Source organism: Tritonibacter mobilis F1926, from assembly GCF_000376545.2.
GTDB classification, from domain to species: Bacteria; Pseudomonadota; Alphaproteobacteria; order Rhodobacterales; family Rhodobacteraceae; genus Epibacterium; species Epibacterium mobile.
This window is the reverse complement of record NZ_CP015231.1, coordinates 1-14,365: the sequence shown is the minus strand read 5'-3', so window position 1 is coordinate 14,365 and position 14,365 is coordinate 1. Positions and strand designations below refer to the sequence as shown.

Annotated in this window: 22 protein-coding genes; 5 read left to right on the top strand and 17 right to left on the bottom strand. The window is 44.7% G+C overall.

The window, feature by feature from the left end; genetic code table 11:
- Nucleotides 1–44 precede the first annotated feature (44 nt).
- From K529_RS15540 to K529_RS15465, 17 genes are all read right to left on the bottom strand, one after another.
- Nucleotides 45–608: a hypothetical protein gene (locus tag K529_RS15540; protein ID WP_005613732.1), complete on the bottom strand. Its 564-nt coding sequence runs from the start codon at nucleotides 606–608 to the stop codon at nucleotides 45–47.
- A 1-nt stretch (nucleotide 609) separates the two neighbouring features.
- On the bottom strand, nucleotides 610–1,218 hold the full coding sequence (locus K529_RS15535; RefSeq protein ID WP_005613730.1) for a hypothetical protein: 609 nt from the start codon (nucleotides 1,216–1,218) through the stop codon (nucleotides 610–612).
- Nucleotides 1,218–3,479 carry a phage tail tape measure protein gene (locus K529_RS15530; protein ID WP_005613729.1) on the bottom strand — a complete coding sequence of 754 codons (2,262 nt, stop codon included), beginning with the start codon at nucleotides 3,477–3,479 and terminating at the stop codon, nucleotides 1,218–1,220. The genes K529_RS15535 and K529_RS15530 overlap by 1 nt, the downstream gene beginning before the upstream one ends.
- Nucleotides 3,479–3,958, bottom strand: coding sequence for an HK97-gp10 family putative phage morphogenesis protein (locus tag K529_RS15525; RefSeq protein WP_005613728.1), 480 nt, complete (start codon nucleotides 3,956–3,958; stop codon nucleotides 3,479–3,481). The genes K529_RS15530 and K529_RS15525 overlap by 1 nt, the downstream gene beginning before the upstream one ends.
- A gap of 60 nt (nucleotides 3,959–4,018) precedes the next feature.
- Complete coding sequence (locus tag K529_RS15520) at nucleotides 4,019–4,300, bottom strand: hypothetical protein (protein WP_005613727.1); 282 nt, start codon at nucleotides 4,298–4,300, stop codon at nucleotides 4,019–4,021.
- 119 nt (nucleotides 4,301–4,419) lie between these two features.
- Complete coding sequence (locus K529_RS15515) at nucleotides 4,420–4,638, bottom strand: hypothetical protein (protein ID WP_005613726.1); 219 nt, start codon at nucleotides 4,636–4,638, stop codon at nucleotides 4,420–4,422.
- A 131-nt stretch (nucleotides 4,639–4,769) separates the two neighbouring features.
- Nucleotides 4,770–4,991: a hypothetical protein gene (locus tag K529_RS15510; RefSeq protein WP_005613724.1), complete on the bottom strand. Its 222-nt coding sequence runs from the start codon at nucleotides 4,989–4,991 to the stop codon at nucleotides 4,770–4,772.
- A gap of 54 nt (nucleotides 4,992–5,045) precedes the next feature.
- Nucleotides 5,046–5,513, bottom strand: coding sequence for a hypothetical protein (locus K529_RS15505; RefSeq protein ID WP_005613723.1), 468 nt, complete (start codon nucleotides 5,511–5,513; stop codon nucleotides 5,046–5,048).
- A 46-nt stretch (nucleotides 5,514–5,559) separates the two neighbouring features.
- Nucleotides 5,560–5,925, bottom strand: a complete 366-nt coding sequence (locus K529_RS15500) for a hypothetical protein (protein WP_005613722.1) — start codon at nucleotides 5,923–5,925, stop codon at nucleotides 5,560–5,562.
- Entirely contained in the window at nucleotides 5,922–6,233 is a 312-nt protein-coding gene (locus K529_RS15495) for a phage head completion protein (RefSeq protein ID WP_005613720.1), read from the bottom strand. Before K529_RS15495 ends, K529_RS15500 begins: the two co-directional genes overlap by 4 nt.
- Nucleotides 6,230–6,775: a head-tail connector protein gene (locus K529_RS15490; RefSeq protein ID WP_005613719.1), complete on the bottom strand. Its 546-nt coding sequence runs from the start codon at nucleotides 6,773–6,775 to the stop codon at nucleotides 6,230–6,232. The genes K529_RS15495 and K529_RS15490 overlap by 4 nt, the downstream gene beginning before the upstream one ends.
- 72 nt (nucleotides 6,776–6,847) lie before the next feature.
- A complete protein-coding gene (locus K529_RS15485) occupies nucleotides 6,848–7,939 on the bottom strand; it encodes a phage major capsid protein (protein ID WP_005613717.1) in 1,092 nt (363 codons plus the stop codon).
- Nucleotides 7,940–7,987: 48 nt separating this feature from the next.
- The gene (locus tag K529_RS15480) at nucleotides 7,988–8,461 is read right to left on the bottom strand and encodes an HK97 family phage prohead protease (RefSeq protein ID WP_005613715.1); all 474 of its coding nucleotides are present in this window, start codon (nucleotides 8,459–8,461) and stop codon (nucleotides 7,988–7,990) included.
- A 233-nt stretch (nucleotides 8,462–8,694) separates the two neighbouring features.
- Nucleotides 8,695–8,859, bottom strand: coding sequence for a hypothetical protein (locus K529_RS23505; RefSeq protein WP_157859747.1), 165 nt, complete (start codon nucleotides 8,857–8,859; stop codon nucleotides 8,695–8,697).
- A complete protein-coding gene (locus tag K529_RS15475; RefSeq protein ID WP_005613712.1) occupies nucleotides 8,852–10,060 on the bottom strand; it encodes a phage portal protein in 1,209 nt (402 codons plus the stop codon). The genes K529_RS23505 and K529_RS15475 overlap by 8 nt, the downstream gene beginning before the upstream one ends.
- 36 nt (nucleotides 10,061–10,096) lie before the next feature.
- Nucleotides 10,097–11,785 (bottom strand): terminase large subunit, encoded by a 1,689-nt coding sequence (locus K529_RS15470; protein ID WP_005613709.1) that lies wholly within the window; start codon nucleotides 11,783–11,785, stop codon nucleotides 10,097–10,099.
- Entirely contained in the window at nucleotides 11,778–12,263 is a 486-nt protein-coding gene (locus tag K529_RS15465) for a P27 family phage terminase small subunit (RefSeq protein ID WP_005613706.1), read from the bottom strand. Before K529_RS15465 ends, K529_RS15470 begins: the two co-directional genes overlap by 8 nt.
- Before the next feature lie 96 nt (nucleotides 12,264–12,359).
- Between K529_RS15465 and K529_RS15460 the strand changes: the two genes are divergently transcribed.
- The 5 genes from K529_RS15460 to K529_RS15440 all read left to right on the top strand — a co-directional run bounded on the left by K529_RS15460 (nucleotide 12,360) and on the right by K529_RS15440 (nucleotide 13,910).
- Nucleotides 12,360–12,554 carry a hypothetical protein gene (locus K529_RS15460; RefSeq protein ID WP_005613705.1) on the top strand — a complete coding sequence of 65 codons (195 nt, stop codon included), beginning with the start codon at nucleotides 12,360–12,362 and terminating at the stop codon, nucleotides 12,552–12,554.
- Nucleotides 12,555–12,974 (top strand): hypothetical protein, encoded by a 420-nt coding sequence (locus tag K529_RS15455; RefSeq protein ID WP_005613704.1) that lies wholly within the window; start codon nucleotides 12,555–12,557, stop codon nucleotides 12,972–12,974.
- Nucleotides 12,961–13,152, top strand: a complete 192-nt coding sequence (locus K529_RS15450; protein ID WP_040641568.1) for a hypothetical protein — start codon at nucleotides 12,961–12,963, stop codon at nucleotides 13,150–13,152. Before K529_RS15455 ends, K529_RS15450 begins: the two co-directional genes overlap by 14 nt.
- The gene (locus K529_RS15445; protein ID WP_131665004.1) at nucleotides 13,149–13,367 is read left to right on the top strand and encodes a hypothetical protein; all 219 of its coding nucleotides are present in this window, start codon (nucleotides 13,149–13,151) and stop codon (nucleotides 13,365–13,367) included. Before K529_RS15450 ends, K529_RS15445 begins: the two co-directional genes overlap by 4 nt.
- Before the next feature lie 186 nt (nucleotides 13,368–13,553).
- The gene (locus K529_RS15440; protein ID WP_052032004.1) at nucleotides 13,554–13,910 is read left to right on the top strand and encodes an HNH endonuclease; all 357 of its coding nucleotides are present in this window, start codon (nucleotides 13,554–13,556) and stop codon (nucleotides 13,908–13,910) included.
- The last annotated feature ends 455 nt before the right edge of the window (nucleotides 13,911–14,365 follow it).

Genomic DNA, 14,365 nt, shown 5'->3' with positions numbered 1-14,365 from the left:
ACATTACTTATCCTTTCTTATTTTCTATCTTTTAATTATTTAGCTTATACCTTACCCCAAGCTACCGAACTTGGCGTGTTATTTTCCAATATTTTGTCAAAACAAGTGTCCGTAGGATCAATCTGGCGCATGGCATCTTTTGTTGTGAATATTGTTGATACCGCATCCAAATTGGACAATGGGGCAGAGCATTCAATCTCAAACAACATCTGGTCATCATCCACTACATATTTTGGATTAGCCACTGTGCCTGTGTAAACGTGAAGCAGATCATTCAGGCCAAGTTGCGGCACGCCGTTTATGGTGAAGCCAAGAAAAATTGACACTGGACGGTGCAGAATTCCGGTATCAATTTCATTTTTAATACTCGCATCCATGCCGTTTAGCGTGAGTGTATATGCTTCCCTATCCACGACCTCAGTGTATCTTGGACTGTCAAACTGCATAATCAGGGGATCACTGGCATACTCGCTGCCATTCCATGTTACCGCGTGAGGCAAACTGGTCAGATATCGAGTAGCATTCCAATCCAATTTAACCAAAGCGAAGTAGCCAAGTTCTTGGTCAGTCTCTAAGAAATTTTTTAAAATATTTGCGTTATCCTTCATGTCATATCTTCTCTATTAAATTTATTGTTCCGGGATTTGTCAAAACGCCATTATTAAAACTCACACCACGTGCAGTTTTGATATCTCTTTCGTAAGTGTATTGAACATCATCACCCAAATTCACGGCTTCACTCGCTGCAACATCAGCAACCAAACGCGGGTATATTTTCAAACTTTTGTTGGTGGTGTCGTTTAGCTCAACGTCTTCAACTACCATGTAGAGTTTTGGATGCCCTGCGAATGTTACGAAGTAGCCAGCGGGAATAATGTTACCTACGCCATCACCAGAAGTTGCAACAATTGACACAACATCAGCACCAGCCACCGCATTACTCGCTGCAACGGCTGATCCTTTGAATGTGCGCTTTTCTTCCATGCCCAGACCTTGTGGCATTATCATCGTATCAACTGCATGGAAGCCCGAGATATGAGCCAGCATGATAGCGCTGGGATCGTGGCTTGGTTTCACTTGAAAGTTCAGGTCAAATCGCTGACCCGGCAAGAATGTGGTGGTTCTTTGAAGATTCAGCGACTCGTTTTGAAAAACAGTTCTATTATCAAAAATATTGTATGGTGTGAGTATTTCTTGTCCTTTGTAGTAATATGCCATTAAAATCCGTTCTCTTTGTTGGTGTTGTTGACCATCTGGGTAATTGTTGGTGCCATCTCAAAAATTGCTTTTTCAGTCTGGCGGCTAATGTCACCTGTAATATTGAAATTAACAGTTGTTCCTGTCCCGCTTCCTCTATTTAGCACATTGTCCACTTCATCAGTCGGAATAACGACTTCGCCGGGCTGCAACATTGCAGGCACGCTATCAACGCCCAGTTTACTAAATCCGGGTTTGTGGGGCACAACACCACCATTACTAAATCCAAGTATTCCGCCAATTCCACCAAATAGACCTCCCACTCCGCCGAACATTCCGCCAATTCCTTCAAATATTCCAGACATCATATTTTGTAGACCTGATCCAAAATTTTGGAATATACCTTGGAATTTGGACCCATCGAGCGCTGTTGACATTTCGCCTTGAACGTTCTTCCCAAAATTTTCAAATATATTGTCAAAAAATCCTTTGCCGTCCTTGGAACCAAATCCCAGACCTTCGGCCAAACCGTCAACGAGACCATTGGCAAAATTATCAATTATACGGCCTGTGATCTGGTCAAAAATTGAGCTTGCAAACTCCTTCCAGTCACCGGATTTCAGAGCTTGGGAAAGGCTGCTTTTAATACTGTCAAGAAAGCTATCTGTAACTTCCTGTTTTACATCACTTTTAGCCGAACCGCCTGAACCACCAGAGCCAGAAGCAGTGTTACCGAAACCCTCGCCGTTTCCGTTGCCGCTGTTTGGCGGTGTGACAGGTGGTGTTGTTGGTGCTGCATCAGTGCTATTGTTAGCAGGTGGCATGATAGCCGATGTTAGGCCAGTTCCGCTGGTTGTGCCCAAAGTCTGATTGAAATTTTGCCAACCGGGATTTTGGGGCATCTTGCCTAGCTCATATTGCCCGATAGTAATATGCGATATATCTTTCAGGGGATTGATACTGTTCAGCAGGTCGATTGTGGCATTAACAAAATTTTCCAGAGGTTTCAGGGCTGCATTCATTGCCACTTTAAAGAAGTTACTGAATGATGTGGTGACGCTCTCAAATGCCCATGTTAACTGCTCCTTAATATTGAAAACGATATTTTTGAACGCGTCACCGAAATTTCTTACAAAGAATGACGTGACATTTCCGAATGCGTCCTGCATCTTTGAACCAGCACTTTGGAAATCCAATGTGAAGATGTCTTTCATTGCGCCAAATAGAAGCGTGAAGTTCTCGGTGACGACTCCAACACCATCTTTAAATATTTCGAATGCTGGCGTTAGATTATCCCTCAACCATCCAGTCAAATTTTGAATTTTTTCAATAATGCCAGATAGCGTAAATCCGAACTTGTCACTCAAAAATGCGTCGGTGCTTTTGACTATTGAGTCCCAATTTTGAAAAATTGCCACAGCAGCCGCGATAGCAGCAGTCACAGCCAGCACAGGCCATGACAGTAAGCTGAACGCAGCGCCGAGCGCACCGACTGACACACTTAGAATAGCGATGCCCGCTATAGCACTAGCCATCTTGGGGTTGTCTGCCGCGAAGTTTGATACAGCGTCGATTGCAGGTCTGATACCGTCAATTAGTGGGATGATCGCGTTGGCCAGCACAGCGGAAAAGCTGGTTTTAATGCGGTTCATGGCGTCGTTAATACGCTCACTTGCCCTTGCGGAGTCCTCTGAAATGGTGGCTATGCCCTTACCAGCTTCTAACATGGCGTCTGTTTTGATGTTTCTACCAGCAAATTCCTTGCCCAATAGTTCCATGCTGATAGCTGCCTTGGCCCCTTTGTCTTCAATGCCCTCAAGACCGCGTAGAACAGCCGCATAGCGTTCTTCTGGCTTCATGCGGTCCAGTTGCTCAAATGATAAGCCAATACGACCAAGAGCGTCAGCAGCGGTCTTAGAACCCCTACTCGCGTCAAGTAGAACCTTGTTCAGCTTCAATGTAGATTTCTGGAACCCGGCAGAAGATACACCAGACTGTTCAAGCCCGAACTGTAGACGCTGATAAGAGTCAAACGCGATACCAGCAGCATCGGCAGACTTCACCATTGCGTCACTCGTTTCTAATAGCTTACCAATGCTGGCAGCCGCAGCGATACCCGCCATTGCAGCGCCAAGACCTTTGAACGACTTGCTCAGTTTGTTGACGTTACGCGCCGCTCTCTTACCAAATTTCTTTGTGTGAGACTCGGCCTTATCCAGATCGCGTTTTAGTCGTGCTGAGTCTGCCCCAAGGCCCACATTCAATGATGCAATTGTTGCCACTACTTACCTCTTTTCTTATTCAGTGCCTTTCCTTTCTTTTCAATTGCTGGGCCTAAAGTGTCCTTGAAGCGCTGCAACATGCCTGCATGCTCTTCATCGAAAGCATTTCTTAATGGTGCAGATGCACTCGTTTTCTCACTACCAAATTCCACGGCCAGAGCTTGGTTCCAGCGGCTTTCACCTTTTTTCCAAAAATATCCTGATCGGCCAACTATAATTGTATTGTCGTTAAAGTGATTGGATTTTTTGATCTTTTTAGTAGCTTTGCCTATCTTGGTGGTTACAGATTCCTTTAGTCCACCTGAATCAACTGGTGTATTTTGTTCAATCTTTTCTTCCACGGGCTTCATCGCAGCTTTCACGGCTGGACGCATAGCCTGCACAGCGTATTTTGGACTGCCGAACTCTTTTCCAAGCTCTCGCAGAGCCTTTTCTAAGTCTTTCAACCCTTCAACTTTAATATCCTTTGATCTCGCCATATCCTTTCTCTTAAATAAAATAGGCCACCCGATATGAGCGGCCTTAGTATTATTTAGTAATTATACAGCTTCTTTCAGCCAAGCTGGTGCTGAATCATCTACAAAAATTGCCGCTGCTTTAACTGCAAGAGAACCTTTACGTTGTTTCTCGCTGGCTCTGATTGCCTTGCCCTGTCCAAGATAGATGTAATCATCAATCGTTGGATACATGTCATGAAAATCTATCATCTTCTCTGGCTTATGCTTTTTGCCCAAGATGAGGCCCAGCATTGTTTCGCGAATGATGTTTAAGCTTGCATATTGATTATAGGAAATAGCGTAATCTTTATACGGCCCAATCATGCCAGATTGAATAAGTTGGTATATGTCCGATGCGTCGGAATGTGAGATGGAGTTGACAGTATCAATGGAGCTACCATTGCTGAGTAGATATGCTCTAACGACCCGCTGCCAACTCCTACTTAGTTTTTTTCCGCAGTTGGATTAAGAGCGTTACTGACCTCTTGCATGATAGCGGTTAGATTACTCATGCTGAACATCGCATTGATATCATCCCATGTTTGAGCGTCTTCAAAGCGCTCGCCGCGCTCATCACACAGCAGTTCGACAAACACATGCGTGATTGTGTCCTCGGGATTATCTTGAAGGTCAGTCTCCAAGCTTCCAAATTTGTCTGTCATCTCCTTCATAGGAAGGTCACGGACGTACAAGCCCTCGTAAGATGTTGAGATTGGTTTTCTCGTAACAATAGATCCTAATTTTGCCATTTTTGTAATATCCTCTTATCTTATATATTCTTCGCCCTGAACTATCAGAGCTTCCATGCGCCTTTTCTAATGGCGTTGTTGTAATATCCGTTCACGAACTCCATGGCCAAATCGATTGCTTCGTCAGGCTCTGCACCTGCGATTAATAGTTCCTTGGCTATGATAAATGCATAATATTTCTGATTGCGAAGGCTGAACCAAAATTCTCCGCCTTCTAAGTTTTCTGAGTTATTAATGTAATATTCTAATTTTTGTTCTGGTGTCATATCCTTTCTCTTTGTGTAAAAAAGGGGCCACCAATGCAGCCCCTTTGGTGTATTTTAAGCTTTATCTACCCATGTAACGCCACCTGTGCGGGCAACTGACGCGTCCATCTGAATACGGTCATCCAGCGGTGCAGTCAGATCGGATGTTTCAATGTAGCCATCAAAAACGGCATAAGTGACTTCTGCGCCGTTCTCAAATTTCACAATAAACGAATGTTCCGTCTTGCCGTCATCATCGCGCAGCGCTGTGTGGATCGCGTTGTCATTGTTGTAGGTCACATTGAATGTGAAGCTGTCCGCACTTGCCTGCCCCACGAGCTTACTCTGAAAATCTTCACCATAAACTGGAACGTCGATAACTGAACGGCTCTTGGACAATGCACCCATGTCGGCCACATCAATCACTTGATTATTAGCAATCGCAGCCGCTGCTACAGTTGTTTCATCTTTAGTGTCGATCTTAGCAGCACTGAAAAATAGGCTAGCGATTAATCCGACTTGGCGTTTTGAAATTCCTGACATTTAAAAATTACCTCTTAATAATTATTCCTTTCTTTTATCTATTTAGTTACATCAGAATGCGGATTGTGATGATTTCTTGATATATTTTGCCGCCATCAAGCGTGGTCTCAAAACTGTTTGTTACTTCACTTCTCAAGATGCGAGTTTGACCAATCGTTCCGTTAAATGCGTGAAAATCAGTCTTAATATATTCAGCCAGTTCTGTTTGCTTCGAATAGCTATCTGCAAATATTGATACTGTTAGCTCTGTTTCTGCGATTCCATAACTGTCCTTATAGAATGCTTCTCGCTGACCATTGCGAAACGAAAACACCACCGCTGGGTAGTGACCATTATTAAAACTTGGCACAACACGAACACCCGGCACAGCATCAGCCAATTTTTTTGAAATATCTTTCTTGAACTGGCTCATGGCGTCACCCTCTCGCAATAAAGGATGATTTCAGCGCGGTTGCTTGGATTAGCGTCTATCCCGTTCACCTCGTAACGATCACCCGCAAGCTCAACCTGCCAGTTGCTCTCTATCGCCATGGTGTTGGGGTTTTTTCGACAATATACTAATAGAGACACATCGCTTACACTCTGTTGAGCAGCTAGTATGTCCTTAAAAGTGACCGTTTTGGTTTTCACACCAGAGCTAAACTGATGCGCCCAACTTAGTATATCTTCCTGATAATCTCCTTTCGTGATTGTTGGCTTGTAAAAATCTGCTTTGATCATACAGCCACCCTCTTGTAAGAGCCAATTAGCCTATCCACTGTGATCGCAGCTTTGGCCCTCGCCTTCTCAGTCGTTTCTCCACGCACTTCAAACAGTTCACTTGCCGCAACAAGAACTGCATGCTTTACGCGTGCTGGCACATTTGGTGTGGCAGTGTATTTTATTGAAATGGGGAAACTAAGGTCTGACGATAGCGCTGGCAGTTCTTTAAAAGAAACCTTTGGCTTCATGCCAGTTTCATCAAGAACGTAACCACTTGCATCCATCAAAGTGTCATCACCGGAAACATCAAAGTAGTGAACGGTTAGATCAGAAATATATTCGTGTGGTAGCTCAACATCTTTGAAAGTATCTAGTGGATATAGAACTGATTCAGTTGATAGAGATTTTCCACATGCATCTTCAACAAGGTTAGCCGCTGCATCGATGATGTTTAACAATTCGGCGTCATAGCTGTTATCACCCCAAAGCATTAGCTGCGCCTTCAATTCGGGCACAGTCACAATGTTTGTTGGATTTTTTGTTATTATTTTATAATCCATGTGGGACGCCTCAAAATGATAATAGTAAGGAACCGCCAAAATTAGCGGTTCCCTTTGTTTTAATAATTTGGATTAAGCTTTGACGGTCAGCTTACGTAGAGCGTTTGTGTCTACTTCACCGATGCCGGAGCGCATCTCACCGTAGTAGGAGATATGGCCAAGCTTAGTGACGTTAGAGCGGGTCAAAGTCGCTGTCTTGCGGTTAGCAAGAACTAGACCACGGCCCCAGTTACCGAATGCGCCGATCACGTTACCAGCAGTCATGTCAGCCATGTAACCGTTCTCGACCACACGGAAGCCCATGAAACGATCTACGGCTTCAATCGGGTCAAAGATCAGCTTGGACCCAGTTCCAGCTTCATCAAGTTCGCGGATAGCAGCCATTGCGTCAGTGGAGAGCATAAGCACACCATTTTGACGATACTGAACCGGGACAGAATGAATCAGCGTGTTCAGGTCAGCGAAAGTCACGCCAGTGTTTGCCGCTGTAGTCACACCGTTGGTGATCGCCTCAACTGCTACAACGTGTTCCATCGCCTCTTTTGCAGCGATTTCTGCAAGAATATCCTCGGCGTAGAACTGGTCCAGTCCAACGATATCCTCTTGGCTCTCTGTGGTGACGTCCTGTGCGGCGTTCACTGTGCGGGCAGTGATGACCACCTCTGCAACAGCGCTGTCGCCACTTGCTTTGGTTCCTTTATTAGTCGCGTTTGCAACAGCCGCATTGTAAGAGCCAGTCTTACGTGGAAGCGTCACAGTGGACCCGGTGATGTCGATCTTACGCGCAAGCATGCGAACTGGGTTAGCTGCGAACAGATCGCCAGACAGGCCCAGCACAGGCTTCACAGAACCAGTGACTGGCGCGGTCTGAGTGATCGCCTTTACCTCAATGTCGGCGCTATACTCGCCCTTTTCTTCAAACGATTTAACAAATGCCTCGTTTACAGATTTTAGTTCCAAACTCCTTTCCTCATTTTTGTTAACAATTGCAGGAATGGAGTCAAACTTCGCTGTTACTGCTTCAATCGCTTCCTTTACTGCTTCCAATTCCGCCTTGTCGGCCTTAGTTTCAATCTTAGTTTCTACTTCTGCTTTTGTTTCGAATTTTTCGTCAGCAGACGCTTTAATAGATTCCAAAATCTCCTTTACTTGATCTTTATCCATGTTGGAAAATTACCTCTTTTTAAAAATCCTTTCTTTTATTTAGTGAAATTAAAACTTGAACTCGTTGAGGATATTGAAAATATCTTCACTCTTTTCTTCGACTTCCTCAGAAGAACGGAGTTGTTTAATACCTGTCCAACCATCGTTGAAAAGCGCTTCAATCTCTGCACGATTGAGGCCCGCATTGCGCAAAACAGACTTCAAATCGGAAACTGCTATCAACCCATCATCAGATTTTACTGACAGAATTTCGGCAGCAGGGTTACAAGGATTGAGAACAATGGACGTTTCAACCAACTCAACTTTGTTGAACTGGCGACCACCACTTGACAGACTCTCGTAGTCGTTTGATCTGAAACCAATGGAAACGGCAGACAGAGCTTTGCGTTTTAGCAATGCGTGAACGTCTGAACCTTGTGTGGTTTCTTTGTAAATAACACCGCGACCAATAAGGCCCTTGTCATCAACTTTAAGGTCTACCCACTCGCCAATAAGTTTGGTGTTCTGGTGGCCGTAAAGCATTGGAGTTTTGTAACTTCCGGGTCAAACGACATAATAAAGTCGTCAAAAGCGCCTCGCGCTATCACGTCACCTACCTTGTCGCTATTTTCAAAAGTAGACAGGTAAGCAACTACTTCGCCATCATCGGTGACTTCCTCTACCGATGTCGGCAATTCTTTTGTGATGAGTTTCAACTTTTATTACCTCATAAAATTTCCTTTCTGATTGTATTTAGTGAAATTAATCAGGTGGCCTTACTCGAAGGACCACCCTTTTTTAATCAATTCTGCTTTTGACATGCCATAAGCAGCCTCAAGCTCTGCAATGTTACGATTTACGTATATGTGACCGTCCGGGTGCTTCACAGTTGCCACCGTTGGAGCCTCAATGTTCTTTGTAATTTCTTTCTTTTTACTCATTGGAATATCCCTCACTGGTGCGTGGCCCATACTGGCCTGTTGAATTTGCATCATAGTCATTGTGACTGGTTGGCTCTGGTGATTTTGGTGCTTCAACAAACTTGTCACCACCATCTACGGCAGAGTAACCCGCCAGATTTCTTGCTTCATTCAATGTCAAAATTCCGGCATTGAAGCTTTCATTGGCTATTTTTGTTGTTGCAGCAAGATCGCCTTTGGTTAGCTCTGTCGGATCAAAAGCTATTTCTTTGTCAGGATCAGTGATAAGCGCCTGAGACAGTTTTTCAGAAATATTTTTAGTTAGCGGGCTGATACTGTCGCGATAAAAGCTGCTATTCTTCTGGCTCAGGTTGGAATATTTTGAGCCGTCATAAAGTTCCAAAAATGCGCTTGGGACTCTGAAAATGGACGCAATGCGGGCGATTTCGAGCTTGGTTAGCTCTTGTGTCTCGGAGTCTGCTGGGCTGCTCTTTGTCATCGGCGTGTAGGTCGCGCCCCCGCCAAGCAAGGTTACGTCACCGCCGTATTTCTTCTTCCAGTCAGCAGTAAAAGCAGCCGCCTGTTCAGGTGGCACAGACTCGGCCACGGAAATCACGCCAGATAGCTTGCTACTGTCACGAGTGGATCGGGTGAGATTAGAGTCCAGGGTGTTAGCTTGAACGATAAGCTCTGCTGCCTGCTCCACACGGCTCAGACCAGTCACGTCCAGAGAAATGAAGTCTCGAATGTGTATGATTTCGCGCTCAGAATACGTGCGACCACCTTCATGATGGAACGTTCTGGCCCCTGACATGCTGATAGTGCACTTGATCTTCGGCGGATCGAACGGCACAAGCTCAGTGACGCGCCCTTGTGACGTCATGATCTTCAACAAATAGACGTTGCCGTAGACCATAAGATCGCTAACAATTTTCTTCTTGAACTCCACGCGCGTCATGCTGCTGTTAGGTCGGCGCAGCAGCTTGTTCAGATCGTGATCGACTGGCGCAAAGCCCGCCTTGGTCGCGTCAACAGTAGACCACGGCATCTGGCTAACAGTCTCTGCAAGCACGTTGACACAGGCAAAGACCGTGGGGTTTTTCAGTGCATCTTGTGGCTCAAGATTTACATTTTTGATTGAGACGTAGGGACTAATATACATCCCCATCGGTGCTGCGCTCTCATCCTTGGGGCGCAACCAACTTAGCCAATTTCCTGCCATTTCTTATTATTTCCTCATTAAATTCCTTTCAGTTATTTATTCAGGTATGAACCAACTAAACTCTGATTTTGGTTTGTTAATATTGGCTCGTGTCATCGCCATCAAAAATGCAATGATGGCGTCAATCTTACACGCGCGGTCCCTGCCCTTTCGAACTTTGATGTTTTCGTTTAAATCGGTGTAGACTTCACAATTGGAGAGTTGCCATGCCAAAAACGTATCGCCGTCATGGATCACCTCACCATTCTTCACCTTTATTTCTACTTCTTTGGTGATCGGTGAAAGCGCCTTCATATTTTGAGGGATGTTCACCATCTCATAGCCGTCTTCTTGAAGCTGGTTTACCAACGTCAAAGCTGACCAATCGTCATAGCAAATTTCTCGGATTTCATGAGTTTGGCTCAAGTTGCGGATATATTCGCGAATGGCCGCATCATCACGAACTTGACCCTCTGTAACGATTAGTTTGCCGCTTTCCACACCAGCCGAGTAGATTGGGCGCACGTGCTTAGGTGCTTCCCTAAATGCAGCCTCTGGCACGAAACAGGTGCTATCAAAGTGAAAACGACCATTACTATCTGGCCCATAGGCAGCAGATACCGCAACAAGGTCATCTGTAGCGCCGAGATCGAGACCCAAGTAACAGGGAAGAGTCTTATCAATCTTGCCCCTATTCTTGTTCCAGCTATTGATATCTATCCACGAGTCAGTAGTAGAAATGAATTCATTCAAATATTTCGTGCGATAGTTAGCAGCAATGCTCTGGATTACTTTTGCCTGCTCCAAATGTTCCTTGTAATATTCAATAGAGGCAGATACACCTAAATTCGGCTGCGCTTTGATTACATTAGCGATATCTTGCCAATCATCACCCGCGTCAATTTGGTATGCTAAACAAAAAATACGTTCATCTTCGAGAATTCCATCAAGCACCTTTTTCGCATAATCTAACTGACCATAGAAAAAACCATTCTCTGCGCCGGGTTGACCAGTCGTAATATGGATAAATTGCGGTGATTTTGGTTTACTCATAGAAGACAAGACGACGTTAAACAAGTTGTCGTCTTTAATTGCAGCACTCTCATCCGCTATACCAAGGCGCACGGCTAAACCGTCTTGGCGTTCACTCTTATTGCTCAATGCAGTGTAGCGGTTCCATTTTTCGGTGTTGCTAATTTTGTTCGTTAATTTTTTGTATCCCGGTGTCAGTCTCGGATCAGATGTTTGTTGCATCCGATCCGACATATCCCAGACCAGTTCGGCCTGATCTTTTTTGGTAGCTATCGTCACGATCTGGCTACCCATCGGTGCATAAATTAGCTCATATAGAGCAAGAGCGCCGAGAAGCGTTGATTTGCCACTACCACGCGCGACCAAAACGATTGCTCTCGTGAAGCGCCTTATTTCGATATCCTGTTTATCGACCCAGCCGTATAAATTCGCCAGCAAAAATGCTTGCCATGGTTGAAGTATTATGTTGGTTCCCGCCTGTGCGCCTTCCACGAAGTTCAGCAACTGGCAATAGTTAATTACATGCGAAGCAAGACCCGCATCAAACTTCCACCTAAACCCGCTTTCAAATTGGGTTTTCTCAATATCTTCTAAAAATACCGCAGCCTGCTTTTTAATATATTCAGCCGCTACCAGATCACCGTTGACTACCTTTCGCGCGTATTCAATCGCATCATCAACTGTGCTTTTCCTGTCTAATATAAAGTTATTCATTTCCTTTCAAAAAATCTGCCACTAGGTCTACTTCCTCGCTCTCACCTTCAATAGGAATCGGTGCGCGAGTATTTTTCGTTAAATGGAATTCGGCCAAATAGCGGCTAATTTCTCGGCCTGTATCCGAAATGATAGTTGACGCTAATTTTCGGCCTATTGTGGCTGTTGCGCCTTCTGTCTCGTATATTTCCTTGGCGTCACGATAAATCTGCACTTGATCAACAAGAAGAGATAGCATTAGCTCATCTTCGGCTGCTGATTGGCCATATTTGTAGAGATACGCGGATATTGTTTTAAAAATTATCTCTTTGGTGACTGGTTGAGTGTGATCAAGAATAGTCGGCATCTCCAACCACGTTAATTGATCTGGCTTCACCAACAATGAACCGTGCTTATCATTCCTGAACGTGCCGTCGCGCTCGTGTTCTGCGAGACTTTTCCGGTTACTGCCTCCGCTCCTTCCTTTTACGCCCGCCATTTTCATTCCTCTTATCGTGTCTTGTTTTAATTATTTAGGCAAAACGCACGTTTATATTCCTAAATAATTAGAGAAATTAAATTTGAGGAATTAGGTGTGTCAGATGAAATTGTAAAAATACGCGACAAAGTGCACGAGCACAGTTCAAGAATAGCTGTGAACGAAACTAATATTAAAAATATTCAAACTGATGTCAGCGGGCTTGAAGAAAACGCAAAAAAAGTCGTTTGGATCGTCATCACGTTTGTAGTCGTCGGCGTCCTTACCTTTGTGTTCAAAGGAGGCTTTTAAATGAAAATGTTTAATTTCCAAATGTTTTTACTTGCCGCGTCTCTCGCAACTGCACTTATTTCATGGGCGAAACCGGATTTGGAAACCGCGTTTTTCCCTGTCGTTGGACAAATTGAATTAGTGGAAGGTCACAAAGTAGACGACGGGGTGCAAGAAGTATTCGTGAAGTTCGACAAATTGAGAGATTGCGATTTTGTCGGCCTGAGAATGAATGACCCTCTCGGATACAGAGTGAACTTCAACTTTTTAGACACAACGGGTGATAGCTACCACAGCAGACCCGAAGGATTTAACATTGCAGGCCCTTGGCGACTTTTCACCAATTTTGAAATTGACGAATTGCATATTGAAGCGGTTCATGAATGCAAAGGATTATTTGGAGATTATAGTGTAGTGAGTGTAATGAATGATGGGAAGTAATAAAACATACAAACGAGAATTTGCAGCCTTCATGGTTGTCATCACCATGGCCTGTTTCGTAGCAGGGTTCTGGCATCCGTATTTTAAAGAAGTGGCTGAACTACTACTTGTGCCATCATTCACCATGGCTGGCGCGGCGTTTGGATTAGACGCTTTCGCGAAGCAGGTGAAGAAATGAATAGATTAAAGAAAATAGCTATGTGGATTGCTGGCGCAATGTTTGCGCTTTTCACAGCCTATCAGATGGGGCGAATTAAAGAAGATTATGATGATAATATAAAAGATTTTGAAAAGGATAAGGAGGCAACAAAACGTGTCATTGAAACAGAAATTAATGTTGGCCGCGCTAGTGCTGTTGAGCGCTTGCGCCAGACCGGACGGCTACGCGACTGATACATATTGCTCCATCCCCCTGCCAACTGTGAGCCGCCACGATACGGAACAGTCTATCATTGAGTGGGACAACTATCTCGCGCGTGTAGACGCACTGTGTGGCCGAAGATGAAGAACAGGAAGATTAAGCGGTTGTGCACGAGAGTTCCCGGTTGCCGCGCATTCAAGTGCGGTGAGGATGGCTGCTTGCGTAAGAGCGTGAAGGTCCACCAGATCGCGCGCACAGGCAACGAACATCACCGCTTCTATGCTACGAAGGTGTGGAAGGCCATTAGAGACGTTTGCTTAGGCCGTATGCCGATCTGTGCGTCATGTTATGCCGCTGGTGTGATCACGCCAGCCAGCCACGTTGATCACATCCGCTCTTTCCGTAAAAACTGGTCACTCTTCATCGACATGAATAATGTGCAGCCACTGTGCCACGGTCCCGGAACAAACAGTTGCCACAGCAGGAAAACAGCAGCCGAAAACGCGGCTGGCGTTGACTATATCGAGGAATGGGATTTTAGCGACGTGGTGAAGAAGTATATGGAAGAAAACTAAGGAGCAGCCCAGTTGTGAACCATTCTCAAAATGGTCCATTCGCAGACGTGCAAAAAATTACAATGGCTGTGTGCTTTTCCGTAAAAAACGACTTTATAATTTGGGGGCGTTTTTTGCCCATTTTACGACTTTTTTGCCCCTTCATCTTTCGAAAAACCCGTTTTCGACCCCTGTTTTGCCATTTCTTGGAGTGGCTGTGTATTTTTCGCTCTCAAAACATGCTCATTTTGGCGATTTTGCCTGATTTTCCATGTGTTTTTGAGGTTTAAAACGGTGATTTTGGCTGGTTTTTGTTGTATATTTATCACACGTTGACACACCACAGATGTTCACTAAGTGTTCTCACATGTGGACAATGAGAAAAACAGTGATCGGCGGCGGGCACCCCGGCAAAATGACTGGATCATTTGTTATAACGGCCAGTCAGTTGGCAGAATAATGCTTGAACTTCATAC

Excerpts from the sequence above, each read along its gene's own strand:
- K529_RS15540 (WP_005613732.1), bottom strand. The coding sequence starts at position 608 with ATGAAGGATAACGCAAATATTTTAAAAAATTTCTTAGAGACTGACCAA.
- K529_RS15535 (WP_005613730.1), bottom strand. The coding sequence starts at position 1,218 with ATGGCATATTACTACAAAGGACAAGAAATACTCACACCATACAATATT.
- K529_RS15525 (WP_005613728.1), bottom strand. The coding sequence starts at position 3,958 with ATGGCGAGATCAAAGGATATTAAAGTTGAAGGGTTGAAAGACTTAGAA.
- K529_RS15520 (WP_005613727.1), bottom strand. The coding sequence starts at position 4,300 with ATGATTGGGCCGTATAAAGATTACGCTATTTCCTATAATCAATATGCA.
- K529_RS15515 (WP_005613726.1), bottom strand. The coding sequence starts at position 4,638 with ATGACAGACAAATTTGGAAGCTTGGAGACTGACCTTCAAGATAATCCC.
- K529_RS15510 (WP_005613724.1), bottom strand. The coding sequence starts at position 4,991 with ATGACACCAGAACAAAAATTAGAATATTACATTAATAACTCAGAAAAC.
- K529_RS15505 (WP_005613723.1), bottom strand. The coding sequence starts at position 5,513 with ATGTCAGGAATTTCAAAACGCCAAGTCGGATTAATCGCTAGCCTATTT.
- K529_RS15500 (WP_005613722.1), bottom strand. The coding sequence starts at position 5,925 with ATGAGCCAGTTCAAGAAAGATATTTCAAAAAAATTGGCTGATGCTGTG.
- K529_RS15495 (WP_005613720.1), bottom strand. The coding sequence starts at position 6,233 with ATGATCAAAGCAGATTTTTACAAGCCAACAATCACGAAAGGAGATTAT.
- K529_RS15490 (WP_005613719.1), bottom strand. The coding sequence starts at position 6,775 with ATGGATTATAAAATAATAACAAAAAATCCAACAAACATTGTGACTGTG.
- K529_RS15485 (WP_005613717.1), bottom strand. The coding sequence starts at position 7,939 with ATGGATAAAGATCAAGTAAAGGAGATTTTGGAATCTATTAAAGCGTCT.
- K529_RS15480 (WP_005613715.1), bottom strand. The coding sequence starts at position 8,461 with ATGCTTTACGGCCACCAGAACACCAAACTTATTGGCGAGTGGGTAGAC.
- K529_RS23505 (WP_157859747.1), bottom strand. The coding sequence starts at position 8,859 with ATGAGTAAAAAGAAAGAAATTACAAAGAACATTGAGGCTCCAACGGTG.
- K529_RS15475 (WP_005613712.1), bottom strand. The coding sequence starts at position 10,060 with ATGGCAGGAAATTGGCTAAGTTGGTTGCGCCCCAAGGATGAGAGCGCA.
- K529_RS15470 (WP_005613709.1), bottom strand. The coding sequence starts at position 11,785 with ATGAATAACTTTATATTAGACAGGAAAAGCACAGTTGATGATGCGATT.
- K529_RS15465 (WP_005613706.1), bottom strand. The coding sequence starts at position 12,263 with ATGGCGGGCGTAAAAGGAAGGAGCGGAGGCAGTAACCGGAAAAGTCTC.
- K529_RS15455 (WP_005613704.1), top strand. The coding sequence starts at position 12,555 with ATGAAAATGTTTAATTTCCAAATGTTTTTACTTGCCGCGTCTCTCGCA.
- K529_RS15450 (WP_040641568.1), top strand. The coding sequence starts at position 12,961 with ATGATGGGAAGTAATAAAACATACAAACGAGAATTTGCAGCCTTCATG.
- K529_RS15445 (WP_131665004.1), top strand. The coding sequence starts at position 13,149 with ATGAATAGATTAAAGAAAATAGCTATGTGGATTGCTGGCGCAATGTTT.